The organism is Candidatus Dormiibacterota bacterium (assembly GCA_035532035.1).
Lineage (GTDB): Bacteria > Vulcanimicrobiota > Vulcanimicrobiia > Vulcanimicrobiales > Vulcanimicrobiaceae > Tyrphobacter.
The window spans coordinates 121,147-135,197 of the sequence record DATKRS010000029.1 but is presented as its reverse complement, the minus strand read 5'-3'; the positions used below and the strand labels follow the sequence as shown (position 1 = coordinate 135,197).

Here is a 14,051-nt window from a genome sequence, read left to right as displayed (position 1 = left end):
CCTACCCTCGGGCAGAGAGCGACGGTGGTTCTGCTGAATACCCACGCGTGAGCGCAATGCGGAGCGACGATGCGGCCGTCATCATCGTGGGCGGCGGACATGCGGGTGTCGAGGCGGCGCTCGCGGCGGCGCGGATCGGCGTGCCGACGCTGCTCGTCACGGGCGACCCCGAGAAGATCTGCACGTTGCCGTGCAATCCGTCGATCGGGGGAAGCGCGAAGGGCCAAATCGTGCGCGAGATCGACGCGCTCGGTGGCGCCATGGGCATGCTTGCCGACGCCTGCAGCCTCCACGCGCGCTTCTTGAATGAGAGCAAGGGGCCCGCGGTGCGCGCGCTGCGCGCGCTGATGGACAAGCCCTCTTACGCGCGCGGCGCAGTTGCGATGCTGCGCGAACAGCCAAACCTGGCGATCGCGCGAGGGCTGGTCGAGGATATCGTCGTCGAGGCCGGCGCGGTGCGTGCCGTGCGCTGCGCCGACGGTGCGAGCTACCGGGCACGGCGCGTGGTTCTCGCGACGGGAACCTTCCTGGGCGGGAAGACCTTTCGGGGCGACGTCGTTACCGAAGAAGGCCGATTCGGGGAGGCTCCGGCCGTCGGTCTGTCCCACGCTCTGCGACGCCTCGGTTTTGCGACGCAGCGGCTGAAGACGGGCACGCCTCCGCGCATTGCGCGCGACTCCGTCGACATCGGCGCAATGCAATCGCAACTGCCGAGCGCCGCTCGGCTGCGGTTTTCGTATCGCAGCGCTACGGCATTTCCCGGGCCGCAGCTCTCGTGCTACATCACGCTCACGAACGATCGCACGCATCGGCTCGTGCGCGACAATCTCCACCGCTCGCCGCTCTACGGTCTCGATCTCATTCGTGGAATCGGTCCGCGGTATTGCCCGTCGATCGAAGACAAAGTGGTGAAGTTCGCGCACAATCCGGTCCACCAAATCTTCATCGAGCCCGAGGGGTGGGACGAGCCGACGCTGTACGTCGGCGGCTTCTCGACGTCGCTTCCGGCCGAGGTGCAGATCGAGATGCTCCACACGTTGCCGGGGCTCGAGGCCTGCGCGATGGTGCGTGCCGGATATGCCGTCGAATACGACATGGTGCCGCCGACGCAACTACACGATACGCTCGAGACGCGCGGCGTCGCGGGACTCTTTCACTGCGGGCAGCTCAACGGGACGTCCGGCTATGAGGAGGCTGCCGCACAAGGCTTCATCGCAGGAGTCAATGCAGCGCGCGCCGCGGCGCGCCAGAGTCCGTTGCGCATCGAGCGCAGCCGCGGCTACATCGGCGTGATGGTCGACGATTTGGTCACGAAGGGCGTCGATGAGCCGTATCGGATGCTGACATCACGCGCGGAGCACCGGTTGCTATTACGGCACGACAATGCCGATCTGCGCTTGACGCCGCTCGGTCGTGAAATCGGAACCGTCGACGATCGCGCGTGGCAGGCGTTCGAACAACGGCGCGAAGCGCTCGAGAAGGCTTTGCGCGACGCTCGCACGTCCGGCGTCGCGTCGAGACTGCGCCGCCCAGAGGCGAGCTTCGAAGATGTTGCGACGAGCTTTAGGCCGCCGCTCGACGCCGAGATCGGCGAGCGATTGGCGATCGAAGTCAAGCTCGAAGGCTACGCGGCGCGGGCGGCGGCCGCCCTCGAGCGCAGCAGGCGGCTGGAATCCGCGGAGATACCGGCGGCGGTCGACTATGCCAGCATAAAGGCACTATCACGAGAGGCGCGAGAGAAGCTTGAGGCGCGGCGGCCAAGGACGCTCGGCTCCGCCGGACGGATTCCCGGTGTCACGCCATCGGACGTAGCGATACTGGAGGTCTTCGTGCATCAATCGCGCGGTGCGTTCTCGTAACTAGGGCATGTTTGCGGCGATTGAGACCCTTTTGCGGGAGGCGCAGATCGAGGCGCCCGAGGCGCGCCGGCTCGCAGAGTACGGCGAGATGCTCCTCGAGGCCAATCAGCGGACGAACCTAACCGGCGCGAAGACCCCGGAAAAGCTGGTGTCACATCTGCTCGACAGCCTGACGCTGGCGCCCTTTATCATCGGGCCGCTCGTCGACGTTGGTTCTGGATCAGGCCTCCCGGCGATTCCGCTCGCCCTGGTTTTGGGGATCGAGATTACCATGATCGAGGCCACGGGAAAGAAGGCCGCCTTCCTCGAGCGCGCAGTAAAACGTCTCAAGCTTCAAGGAGAGGTCATCGCGGAACGCGCCGAGACGGCGGCGCGGAGCGAGCGTCTCCGTGACGCATATCCGTCCGCCACGTGTCGGGCCGTAGCCTCAGGCACCGCGACGGTCGAATTGCTTCTCCCTTTCGTTCAGCCATCCGGGCTCGCGCTTCTTCAGCGAGGAAGAGTCGAGGAATTCGAACGAGCGGCGATCGCTGACGCGGCCCTCGTTCTGGGCGCTGAACTCGAAGGCATTGTTACGCTGTCCGATGGAAAACGCTCAATCGTGCAGCTCCGAAAAACGATGCCCACCCCATCGCGATTCCCACGGCGCGTGGGCGTAGCCGAGCGCCGGCCTCTCTGTCCGGAGCGTTTCACGTGAAACACCGGCGCCTGAAACTCGCTCAGAGAGCGCCGGGTCTTGGGCCGAAGATAGCACGGCCGCAAGGATATAATGATATATCGCGATATGTCTGAAATGAGCGTATGGCAGCGGGGGTGAGTGCAGGCGCGGGGGATCGGGCCGCAACCAACCGCTGGCTGATATCCCTGACCGTCATGCTCGGCATGATCATGGCAATCATCGACGCGACGATCGTGAACGTCGCGCTGCCGACCATCGCAGGCAATCTCGGCGCGTCGATCGACGATGCAGCGTGGGTAGCGACCGGGTATCTGCTCTCTGCCGTCATCATCATGCCGCTCAACGGCTGGCTGACGGCGTACTTCGGGCGGAAGAACTTCTACGCCGCGTGCATCGCGATCTTTACGATCGCGTCGTTCCTCTGCGGTACGGCCACGAGCATTTGGCAGCTCACATTCTATCGCGTCATTCAAGGCATCGGGGGCGGCGCGCTGCAGCCCACCGCACAGGCACTGCTCTTCGAGACGTTTCCCCCGAAAGAGCGTGGCGGCGCGATGGCGATCTTCGGCATCGGCGCAATGTTCGGCCCTGCGATCGGACCGCTGCTCGGCGGGTATCTCATCGACAACGCCACATGGCCGCTGATCTTCTTCATCAATATCCCGATCGGTATCGTGGCGTTCTTGATGACGCTCGCGTTCATTCCGAACCCGCACTACTTGGAAAAGCCGAAGGCAGGCCTCGACGTGATTGCGCTCGGGCTGCTCGTCGCGGGGCTCGGCTCGCTCCAGTACGTTCTCGAGCGCGGACAACACGACGATTGGTACAGCTCGCCGACGATCGCCATTCTCACGATCGTCGCGGTCGTCGGCATCACCGCATTCATCGTGAAGTCGCTGCGGGACAGGAATCCACTGGTCGATCTGCGCGTCTTTCGCTATCGCGAGTTCGCGATCGGCAATATCCTGCTCTCGATCCTGGGATTCGGCCTTTTCGGCACGACGCTCATCATGCCGCTCTTCTTTCAAGGCGTTGCGGGCATGTCGGCGTTCGAAACCGGCCAGGTACTCTTCCCCGGAGCCATAGCGACCGCGGTCTCGATGCTGTTCGCGGGCCGCATGGTCGGCCGCGTCGACAGTCGTATCTTGGTGAGCTTTGGGCTCGTGATGTTCGCGCTCTCGACGTGGATGCTCGGCGGATTGAATCAGAACACGGGGTACTGGGACGTATTCTATCCCAGAATCATTCAAGGTTTCGGCATGGGCTTTCTCTTCGTACCGCTTTCGACGGTGATGCTGGCACCCGTTCCGCGTGAAGACCTTGCGGGGGCGAGCGGCGTTTCGAACCTCGTGCGGCAGATCGGCGGCAGCTTGGGCATCGCCATCCTCACGACCTTGCTCGTCCGCGAGACCGCTTTTGCATGGTCCACGCTCGCCGGCGGCGTCACCTCCACGCACGGGCAGCCCATCGGAACGCTCACGCAGTTGGTGGCGCAGCAGTCGTCGGTGATCGGATACGACTTTCTCTTCCGCCTGACGGCCGTCGTCTTCATCGTTACGCTTCCGCTCGTCTTCTTTATGCGGCCGCCCCGCAGCGCGAGGGCTGCGCCGGCAATGATCGAGTGACGGCCCGCGCACTCGATGAGCGGCTCGCACGGGTGCTTCCCGCCGGGACGCTGTATGCGGTAGGCGGCCGCGTGCGCGACGAAATGCGCGAGGACGGGACCGCCGAAGCAGGCGCCAACGATCTCGATTACGTCGTGACCGGCGTGCGCTTCGGCGAGTTGCGCGAGCGACTGCAGCGAGCGGGCCGCGTCGACCTCGTCGGCGCCTCGTTCGCGGTGTTCAAGGTGACGCTCGACGGTACGACCGTCGACGTCGCATTGCCGCGACGCGAGCGCTCGACGGGCACGGCGCATCGCGCCTTCGAGGTCGAAGGCGGCCCCGACGTACCGCTTGCCGATGATCTGGGCCGGCGAGACTTCCGCATGAACGCCATGGCGCGCGCACTACCCGCGGGCGAGCTCGTGGATCCGTATGGCGGATGCGCCGACATCGCCGCGCGCCGCATCGACATCATCGCCGAGCGCGCGTTCGATGAAGACCCGTTGCGCATGCTGCGAGCGGCGCAGTTCGCCGCGCGTTTCGAGTACGTGCCCACGCCGCGCACGCTGGCGGCGATGCGCGCCGCGGCGCCGTTGGCCGCGACGATCTCCGCGCAGCGCATTGCCGACGAGCTGACGAAGCTGCTGACGCGAGCGCACCGGCCGTCGATCGGCTTCGAGATTCTGCGCGATGCCGGGGTGCTCGCGGCGATCGCACCGGAGCTTCTGGAAGGCGTCGGCGTCGAACAGAACGAGTGGCATGCGTACGACGTCTGGCACCACGCGATGGCGACGCTCGACGCAGCGCCGCGCGGAGATCTCGAGCTTCGCCTCGCGGCGCTTCTCCACGACGTCGGCAAGCCACGCACGAAGGACGGCCCGCACTTCTACCGCCACGAGCAAGTCGGTGCCGAGATGACGCTCGCGCTTTTGCGGCGGCTGCGCTTCAGCAACGACGCGATCGAGACGACGGCCCACCTCATACGCTCCCACATGTACGCCGCAGATCCCGAGCTCTCCGACGCGGCACTGCGCCGCTCGATCCGGCGAATCGGCGTGGAGCGGCTCGAGCGTCAGTTCGCGCTGCGTCACGCGGACATTGCGGGCTCCGGGCTCCCGAAACGCGACGATGCGAACGAGCGTTTCGAGGAGCGCGTTCGCGCGGAGGTCGCGCGTAAGCCCGCATTCTCGGTCGCCGACCTCGCCGTGAGCGGCGAAGACGTCGTCGCCGCGATGATTCGGCACGGTCGGGCGCCCGCGGAGTTTCGTGGCGACCAGCGCGTCGGCAACCTCTTGCAGCGGCTCTTCGAGCAGGTCACGGAGGAGCCCGAGCGTAACGAGCGCCACACGCTCTTGGCATTGTTGGATGAGTATCTCACCGAGCCCACTGCATAATCGCGGCGACGTGCGCATTATTGCGCTCGTCAATCAAAAGGGTGGCGTCGGCAAGTCGACGACGGCCGTGAACCTCGGGGCGGCGCTCGCGCTTCTCGGCAAGAAGGTGCTCGTGATCGATGCCGACCCGCAGGGCAATACGACCACCGGCTTCGGCATCGAAAAGAGCACCGAGAGGCCGAGCATCTACGAGGTGCTCATGCGGCAGGCGGTGCTCTCGGAGGCCGTTGTCTCGACGGAGATCGGGCAGCTCGGCGTCGTGCCGGCAACGATCAATCTCGCCGGCGCGGAGATCGAACTCGTCCCGGAGCTCTCCCGCGAGACGCGCCTGCGCGAGGCGTTAGCGCCGGAGGCCGAACGCTACGAGTACGTCCTCGTCGATTCGCCGCCCTCGCTCGGCTTGCTGACGATCAACGCGCTGGTTGCAGCGACGGAGGCGATCATCCCAGTGCAGGCGGAGTTCTACGCACTGGAGGGCCTCTCTCAGCTTACCCGCGTCATCAATCGCGTCCGCGAAGCGCTCAATCCCCGCTTGCACGTCAGCGGCGTGCTCGTCACGATGTACGACGGCAGAACGCGTCTCGCCGTCGAGGTGTTGGAGGAGCTCGCCCGATACTTCCCGGAGCAGATCTTCAAGACGCAGATTCCTCGCAACATTCGTCTCTCGGAGGCTCCGTCGTACGGGAAACCCGTGATGCTCTTCGATCCGAAGAGCCGCGGCGCGCAGGCGTACATGGCGCTCGCCCACGAGCTGGTAACGCCTGTGGAACTGCACGTATGAGCGGTCCGCGCGGATTGGGCCGAGGTCTCGACGCGTTGCTCGGTAGCGCGCCGCTCCCGGTGGCGCCGGCACAGACGTCGGGCTTACGCGAGATTCCGCTCGACCGCATCGTTCCCAATCCGTTCCAGCCGCGCAAAGCGTTCGACGAGTCGTCGATGATCGAGCTCAGAGCGTCGATCGATGCGCACGGCGTGCTCGTGCCGATCATCGTGCGGCCCCGAGGAGATCGATTTCAGATCGTGGCCGGCGAGCGCCGCTGGCGCGCGTGCGCCGCACTCCAGCGCTCGACGATACCGGCAATCGTGCGTGAGGAGAGCGATCGCGCGTCTCTCGAGATGGCGATCGTCGAAAACCTCCAGCGCGAAGATCTCAACGCGCTCGAAGAAGCCGCGGGCTTCGCACAGCTCGTCGATGACTACGACCTCACGCAAGAACAAGTCGCCCAGCGCGTCGGCAGGAGCCGCTCCGCGGTTGCGAATGCGCTGCGTCTGCTCGGGCTGCCCGACGCGATCAAGGCGATGATCGCCGACGGGCGCCTCACCGGCGGACACGCGCGCGCGCTCCTCGCCGCTCCGGAAAGCGAACGTCTCGCGCTCGCCGCGCGTGCGGCCGCGGAGGGCCTGCCGGTGCGGGCGCTCGAACGGCTTGCGTCGGCTCAAGCGGCGCCGCGCGCTGCTCCGCCGGCGGCGGCACGATCGCTTTCGGCGGAAGAGCGCGAGTTCGAAAACCGCCTGCGCGAGCGCTTCGGGACGCGCGTCGCGATCGTGCACACGGGAAGCGGCGGCCGCATCGAGTTTCATTTCTCCGGCGCGCGCGAGCTGATGGACCTGGGCGACCGTCTGCTCGAGTCGTGACGCGCGCGCAGCGCGCCTGCCTGCTGCACGGCATATACGTCATCGTGAACGAATCGCCGCGCGCCGAGCAGATCGCGCGCGCGGCCGTGGACGCCGGCATCCGCATCCTGCAGTATCGCGCGAAACGCGGCATCGATCCGCGGCACCTGCGTGCGCTGCGCGCCCTCGCAGACGAACGTAACGCGCTGCTGCTCGTGGACGACGACTGGCGCGCGGCGCTAGCGTTGCGCTGCGACGGGGTCCATCTGGGTCCGGGCGACGATGGTTTCGACGATCTCGCGCGCGTGCGCTCGGCGCTCGGCGAGTTGCTTCTCGGGGTCTCGTGCGCCGATGCGAACGAGATGCGCGCGGCCGAAGCAGGTGGCGCGGACTATGCGGGCGTCGGTTCGGTATTCTCGACCGCGTCGAAGAGCGATGCCGGCACGCCGATCGGCATTCCGGGGCTTTGCGGCATAGCTGCCGCTGCCCGCCTGCCGGTGGCGGCGATCGGAGGGATCACGGCGGAGAATCTTCGCGACGTGAAGGCAAGCGGCGTCGCGATGGCGGCCACGATCTCGGCGATCGCGGACGCTGCCGACCCGGCTCGCGCGGCTCGGGAGATGCTTCGCATTTGGAACGACGTGGAGATCCCGTAACGGTGCCGCAGGCGCCGGTGGTGCTTTCTATCGGTACGACGGAGCCCCGCAACGTCGCCGGCGTCGGCCGCGACATCGTTGTGGCGGCGGAGTACGGCTGCGCCGCCGTTACGGCGGTTGCGGCCGTAAGCGCGCAAGACGAACGCGGAGTTCATCTGCTCCACGTGCTTCCTTCAGAGTCGCTCGAGGCGCAGCTCGACGCGCTTGCGCGCGTCCGCGTCGGCGCCGTGCGGGTCGGAGCCCTCGGCTCCGCGGCCAACGTCGTGCTCGTTGCGCGCCGGCTCGAGACGATGGCCGGCGTCCTGGCGATCGTCGATCCCGTGTTTCACGCGAGCGCCGGTGGCGCGCTGCTCGAGAGCGTCGCTTTTACGGCCCTGCGAAACGAGCTTGCTACCTTACCGAACGTCTTACTCGCGCCGAATATCGCCGAGGCGGCGGCATTACTGGGGTACGACGCAATCGGTCGTGACCAGATGGAAGGCGCGGCGACGGAGCTGCGTGAGCGCGGTGCGTACGGCGTGCTCCTCAAAGGCGGCCATCTCGTCGGCGAGCCGGTCGACGTCCTCGTAACGCGCGACGGAATCGAAGCCTTCGCGGCGCCGCGGATTGCGGCGCAGATGGGCGGCACCGGATGCACGCTGGCGATGGCGATTGCGTGCGAGCTCGCGCTCGGGCACGCGCTGCACGAGGCCGTCGTCGCAGCTCGCGCGTTCGTGCGAGCGAAGATGACGGGCCTTGCGGGCGGAGAATAGCGCGACGATGAGCGTGGCCTCGAAACCTCGCGTGATGTCGGGGATGCGGCCGACGGGAGAGCTGCACGTCGGCCATCTCGTCGGCGTTTTGACGCAGTGGGCGAACTTCTGCGATACGGCGGATGCCTTTTTCGAGGTCGCGGATCTGCACGCGTACACCACGAGCTTTCAGGACGCGCAATCGGTGCGCGACGTGCGCGAGGAGATGGTTGCGGTCTGGCTCGCTGCCGGCGTCGATCCGGCGAAGTCGACGATCTACCTCCAGTCGGCGGTGCCCGAGATCAGCGAGCTCTACACGCTGCTCTCGATGATCGTCCCCGTCTCGTGGCTCGAACGCGTTCCAACGTATAAAGGACAGATCGAGGCGCTCGGCTCGGAGATCGCGACGCACGGATTCCTCGGCTACCCGCTGCTGCAACTCTGCGACGTCGCCGTCGTGCGAGGCGAGCGCGTACCTGTGGGAAGGGACCAAGTCGCACACCTGGAGTTTGGGCGCGAGGTCGTGCGGCGCTTCAACTACCTGTACGGCGAGGGGCGCGAGGTGCTGACCGAGCCGCATCCGACGCTCTCGGCGTTTCCCGAAGTCCCCGGTACGGACGGGCGAAAGATGAGCAAGTCCTATGGTAACGCGATCTTCATCGCCGACGACGAGGAGACGACCGAGAAGAAGGTGCGCGGGATGATTACGGACCCGCAGAAGATCCGCCGCGGCGATCCGGGCAGGCCGGAGATCTGCCCGGTCTTCGCACTCTGGCGATTTGCCAATCCGCTTCGCCTCGACGGCATTGCGGCGACGTGCCGCTCGGGCGAGCTCGGCTGCGTGCAGGACAAGGGCGATTTCGCAGAAGCGCTCAACGCCTATCTCCGCCCGGTGCGCGAACGCCTGCGGGCCTATCGCGCGGACCGGGCCGCCGTCGCGCGCATCATCGAAGATGGAACGGCGCGTGCGCGCGACGTCGCGGCCGACGTGCTCCGCGACGTGAAGCGCGCGATGAAACTCCTTTAGGCGTCTCGGCTATCCTTTGAACGCGGGCAATGCCTTCGCAATCGCGGAGAGCGCCCAGTCGATGTCGTCGAGCGACGCTGCATACGAGAAGCGCAGATAGCCGCTTCCGGCTTTGCCGAACGCCGACCCGCTCGTACATGCCACGCCCGCCTCCTCGAGGAGGAAACTCGCAAGCGCGCGATCGTCCTGCGTGATGCGCGAGATGTTGGGAAAGGCGTAGAACGCGCCTTCCGGCACCGTGCACGAGAGGCCCGTGATGAGGTTCAGACCCGCGACGATGCGGTCGCGCCGCTCCCGGAACGTCGCGTTCATCGCGCGCACCGGTTCGTCGGGTCCCCGCAGCGCGGCGATGCCGGCGCGCTGCACGAACCCTGCGACGCAGCTGAACGTGTTGTTATTGAAGAGCGTCACGACGTTCGCGAGCGCCTCGGGCATCAATGCGTATCCGAGGCGCCAGCCGGTCATGGCGTACGCTTTCGAAAATCCGTCGACGACGATCGTGCGATCGCGCATTCCGGGCAACGCAGCGATCGACAGGTACTCGCGATCGAAGTAGAAGTTACGGCTGTAGATCTCGTCGGCGAGCACCAGGAAATCGTGGCGTTGCGCCAGCGCGGCGATGCGTTCCAAATCCTCGCGCTGGAGAACGCCTCCGGTCGGGTTGTGCGGGGAGTTGATGACGAGCAGCTTCGTACGGGCCGAGACGCGGCGCTCGAGCTCGTCGAGATCCATGCGCCAATCGCGCTCCTCGCGTAGCGGAATGGCAACGGTCTTCGCCTGCAGATAACTCGCCGCTGACGCGTAGGCCGGATATGCCGGGTCGAAGTAGACGAACTCGTCGCCGGGGTCCAGGAGCGCGCAGAGCGTGTTCCAGATCGCGGGCTTCGCGCCGGGAGTGATGACCACGTTCTCTGCGGAGTAGCCGGGCTCGATGCGCCGGAAGCTGCCCGCGTACTCGGCGACGACCGAACGAAGTTCGCCCAGGCCTGCCGATGGGAGGTAGTGGGTGTATCCGGCGTCGAGCGCCTCGACCGCTGCCTGTTTGATGTGCCCGGGGGTATCGAAGTCCGGCTCGCCGATCTCCATGTGGACGACCCGGCGTCCCTGGGCTTCAAGCGCTCGAGCTCGCGCGAGGACCTGGAAGGCGTTCTCCGCGCCGAGCCGGGCGACGGCTGATGCGACCCGATTTTCGGTGACGGCAAGCATCTAATGGTCCCTTTCGCGGTGACTAAAGCAGTAGCGAATCGTCAAGGGGGCCGCTCGGGGGCAGGCGAACCAATCTTGCCCTACCATGCGTACCCTGTCGGAAGTTTTCACGCCGGGTGCACCGACGTTGCCTGAAGGACTCCGGACGCTCGTGGTTTCTCCCGAGCGCGAGTTGGAACCTGGGATGACCGTGCGCGCGGGATTTACGTTCCGCAACAACGGCGGCGCGCCGGCAACCGGCGTGCGCGTGCGATTCAACCTTCCCGATGGGCTCGTCTACCTCGTCGGCAGCGGACGCCTCGACGGCGCCGATCTCGACGACGAGTTGGGGAACTCACCGCTGCTCGCACGCAACGGCGCGCACATCGGCGACGTCGCTCCTGGTGAAGAGCGCCGGCTCGAAGTCGCCTACAGCGTCGTCGGAGCCATCGAGAACGGAACGACCATCGAGCTCCAAGCCGCGGTTGCTTCCTTCGAAGTACAGCCGGTCGGCTCGAATGTGGTGCGCCTCATCGCCCGCAGCCGTCCCCAACTGATGAATGCGTTGACCGGGATCACTATCGAGACGCGACGCGATCCGGCCCCGGGAGTCGAAGCAGAGATCACCGCACGGGTTCACAATGCCGGGGAGTCGAGCGCACACGACGTCGTCGTGGTTGTGCCGGTACCGGAGCACACGTCGTACGTGCCCGGGTCCGCGCGCGTCAACGGTCGCGAGATCGAGCGCGATCTCGGTTGTGGATACGATCGCGTATACGCTCCCATCGTCGCAGCGGCCCTCTCCGCCAACGCGAGCGCTATGCTCGTCTATCGCGTACGCATCGACTCACCGCTGCCGGACGGTACGCGCATCTCGGCGTGCGCGCAAATCGCGTCGCAAGAGACGCCGGCTTTCGCGCTCGACCCAGCGGTCCTCGTCGTGCACGCAGCCCCGGATTTTGGCGACGATCGTACGGCGTTCGCGGTCGAGCCTGCGACGCAGGTGCATCCGGGCGAGCGCATCGTGCTTACCTTCGTCGCCCTCAACTCCGGCACCGCGGCCGCCGAGAACGCCACGCTCGCGTTTTCGTTGCCGGAGGCGCTCCTCTACGTGCGCGGCGCGGCGCGCGTCGACGGGCGCCCGACGCGCGAGCGTCGCGGCGAGCAACTCATTTTCGACTTGGGCCGCGTCGAGGGCGGCGAACGCGTCGAGCTTCGGTGCGAAGCGATCGCGGTTGCGCCGTTGCCTGACGGCACGTCGCTGCCGGTTGGGGCGGCGCTGACCTGGCAGCCGGCACAGGGCGAGGGCCAGCGGCGCTTCGAGCGCGCGGTGCTCATTCGCTCCGAGCCGGCGCTCGTGCGGCGACGCAACGCTATCGTTCGCTCGGGAGAAGAGGTCGTTCGGCCGGGCCAAGAGATTGCGGCGGCGATCGCGATCGCCAACGACGGAAGTGCGCCGGCGCTCGATGCAACGCTCCAGCTTCGTCTCGATCCGGCGCTCGAGGACGTTACCTTGAGCGAGCGCGGCGTGCGAGTTGCCATGGAAGGTGCCACAGCCGATTTGGGCTCGATCGATCCCTACGTCGCCCGGCGCATCATCCTTCAAGCACGGGTGCGAACGCCATACGCAGACCGCAGCGAGATCGTCGTGGGAGCGAGCTTGACGACGCGCGAGCTCGGCGAGACGCAGCTCGGCGAGGTGAGTTGGAGAGTAGACTCCCACCCGGTCTTCTCGCCGGGAACGTCCCGGCTCGAGCTCGCGAGCGGCGCCGTGCTCAGGCCGAATCAGCTCGCGGAAGTTCTCGTAACCATTCAAAACGTCGGCAGCGACGCCGCGCGCAACGTTCGCCTCCGGCTGCTCGTCTCGCCGGAAGCGCGCTTCGAGAGCGTCGACGGCGCGACGCGCGAGCGGTTGTCGATTCTCTTTGGAGAGATCGCTCCCGGCGCGACCGCCCAGGCGAAGCTCGGTTTGCGGCTATTGCGTAGCGTACCCAAAGAACATCCGCTCACGATCGACACGGTCCTCACCGCCGACTCGATGCTCCCGGTTCCGCTCGAGCGGCTGACCATCGTTACGACGGCAACGCCTGATTTTTCAGTGGGAGCGTTTCGCAGCAACCCTAGCGATGCCGCGGACCTCGGCGAGACGATCGAGTGGGCGCTCCACCTGCGTAACGGCGGAGACGGGCCTGCGCGCCAGGTGCAGATCCGCGTCGCACAGCCGGCCTCGCTCATCTACGTTCCGAACTCGACGACCGTCAACGACGTGCCGATTCGCGACGTCGGCGCGGTCGGTCCGTTCGCGAGCGATCGCGGCATCGTGCTCAACGAGTTCGACCCCGGCGTAGAGGCGACGATCCGCTGGCGCGACGTCGTCCACAACCAGCTTCCCGCCGGCGAGTCGATCGTGCGCGTGGCGCATATCACGTACGACGCCGATCGCTTCGACGAAATCGCCTCCGACGAGCTGAAGGTACGCGCCGCGCCGGTATTTGCCAACGCCATCCCGGGACTGCAGTTCGGGCTCGAAGGCCTCGTCGGTCCGGCGGCAGAGGGCGTACGCGAGGACCGGTACGCCGACGCCGGCGCTGGCATACCCGGGGACGCCGCGCCGTATGGCAACTTCCAAACTTCGGAGGGCACGTACAGTAACGGTCATGCCAACGATGCTATCTTGTCGGGGTCTCAGGTCGGGACCGCGCTCGGATTCGGCAGCGATTGGCTCGCGCGTACGCTGCGATTTCTGGAGGAGGCGCGCTTTTCGGGTCTCGTCACGCATCTCTTCGCCGTGCGCGCGTTCCTGCCGGACGCACTCGGCGACGGGCACGCAGCTATCGCGCCGGTCGCAGACGCACTGCGGGAAGAGCTCGACCGTCTCTTCATCAAGCTGCGTCTTCCGAACTACGCGATCGCACCGCGCGACATCGAGACGCCGTCGTCGCGCACGACGATCGAACGATTGCTCCACGACGCGTGTGTAGCGCGAGGTGCGCCAGCCGACCCATCGGGTGCCGTCGCGATCCTTCGCGGCTCGTACGATCCGGCCGCTCTACGCGAAATCGGTGAGCGCCTCCACGGTGCTCCGCCCGCGACCGCGCTTCCCTGGGCGGCGCTCGCGCGGCTGATGCCCGCCTCCGTCCCGCAGGCGCAGCAGTACCGTGCGTTACTCGTCGATCGGCTCGACGCGTTCTCCGAGGCGGATTCCGCCGAGTTCATCGAAGCGCTCCAACACCGCCACGACGGCGTCTTGAACGACGCCCTCGGCGCGTGGCTCGTATCGCTGCGCGCCGCGGTTACATGAG

The 14,051-nt window shown here is 66.5% G+C and carries 11 protein-coding genes; 10 read left to right on the top strand and 1 reads right to left on the bottom strand.

Going from position 1 to position 14,051, the window contains the following annotated elements; genetic code table 11:
• Positions 1-56 precede the first annotated feature (56 nt).
• The 9 genes from mnmG to trpS all read left to right on the top strand — a co-directional run bounded on the left by mnmG (position 57) and on the right by trpS (position 9,564).
• Positions 57-1,859 (top strand): tRNA uridine-5-carboxymethylaminomethyl(34) synthesis enzyme MnmG, encoded by a 1,803-nt coding sequence (gene mnmG, locus VMV82_09150; protein HUY41717.1) that lies wholly within the window; start codon positions 57-59, stop codon positions 1,857-1,859.
• Between the two features lie 31 nt (positions 1,860-1,890).
• On the top strand, positions 1,891-2,556 hold the full coding sequence (gene rsmG / locus VMV82_09145) for a 16S rRNA (guanine(527)-N(7))-methyltransferase RsmG (protein HUY41716.1): 666 nt from the start codon (positions 1,891-1,893) through the stop codon (positions 2,554-2,556).
• 116 nt (positions 2,557-2,672) lie between these two features.
• A complete protein-coding gene (locus tag VMV82_09140; protein HUY41715.1) occupies positions 2,673-4,163 on the top strand; it encodes a DHA2 family efflux MFS transporter permease subunit in 1,491 nt (496 codons plus the stop codon).
• The gene (locus VMV82_09135; GenBank protein ID HUY41714.1) at positions 4,160-5,536 is read left to right on the top strand and encodes an HD domain-containing protein; all 1,377 of its coding nucleotides are present in this window, start codon (positions 4,160-4,162) and stop codon (positions 5,534-5,536) included. Before VMV82_09140 ends, VMV82_09135 begins: the two co-directional genes overlap by 4 nt.
• Positions 5,508-6,317: an AAA family ATPase gene (locus VMV82_09130; GenBank protein ID HUY41713.1), complete on the top strand. Its 810-nt coding sequence runs from the start codon at positions 5,508-5,510 to the stop codon at positions 6,315-6,317. Before VMV82_09135 ends, VMV82_09130 begins: the two co-directional genes overlap by 29 nt.
• Positions 6,314-7,171 carry a ParB/RepB/Spo0J family partition protein gene (locus VMV82_09125; protein ID HUY41712.1) on the top strand — a complete coding sequence of 286 codons (858 nt, stop codon included), beginning with the start codon at positions 6,314-6,316 and terminating at the stop codon, positions 7,169-7,171. The genes VMV82_09130 and VMV82_09125 overlap by 4 nt, the downstream gene beginning before the upstream one ends.
• Positions 7,168-7,806, top strand: a complete 639-nt coding sequence (locus tag VMV82_09120; protein ID HUY41711.1) for a thiamine phosphate synthase — start codon at positions 7,168-7,170, stop codon at positions 7,804-7,806. The genes VMV82_09125 and VMV82_09120 overlap by 4 nt, the downstream gene beginning before the upstream one ends.
• Positions 7,782-8,558, top strand: coding sequence for a bifunctional hydroxymethylpyrimidine kinase/phosphomethylpyrimidine kinase (locus VMV82_09115; protein ID HUY41710.1), 777 nt, complete (start codon positions 7,782-7,784; stop codon positions 8,556-8,558). The genes VMV82_09120 and VMV82_09115 overlap by 25 nt, the downstream gene beginning before the upstream one ends.
• A 7-nt stretch (positions 8,559-8,565) precedes the next feature.
• Entirely contained in the window at positions 8,566-9,564 is a 999-nt protein-coding gene (gene trpS, locus VMV82_09110) for a tryptophan--tRNA ligase (protein ID HUY41709.1), read from the top strand.
• A 9-nt stretch (positions 9,565-9,573) separates the two neighbouring features.
• Here the strand turns inward: trpS and VMV82_09105 are convergent, their stop codons facing one another.
• Entirely contained in the window at positions 9,574-10,770 is a 1,197-nt protein-coding gene (locus tag VMV82_09105; protein ID HUY41708.1) for a pyridoxal phosphate-dependent aminotransferase, read from the bottom strand.
• 184 nt (positions 10,771-10,954) lie between these two features.
• Here VMV82_09105 and VMV82_09100 point away from each other — a divergent pair, with 184 nt between their 5' ends.
• Positions 10,955-14,050 (top strand): DUF11 domain-containing protein, encoded by a 3,096-nt coding sequence (locus tag VMV82_09100; protein ID HUY41707.1) that lies wholly within the window; start codon positions 10,955-10,957, stop codon positions 14,048-14,050.
• Position 14,051: the final 1 nt, after the last annotated feature.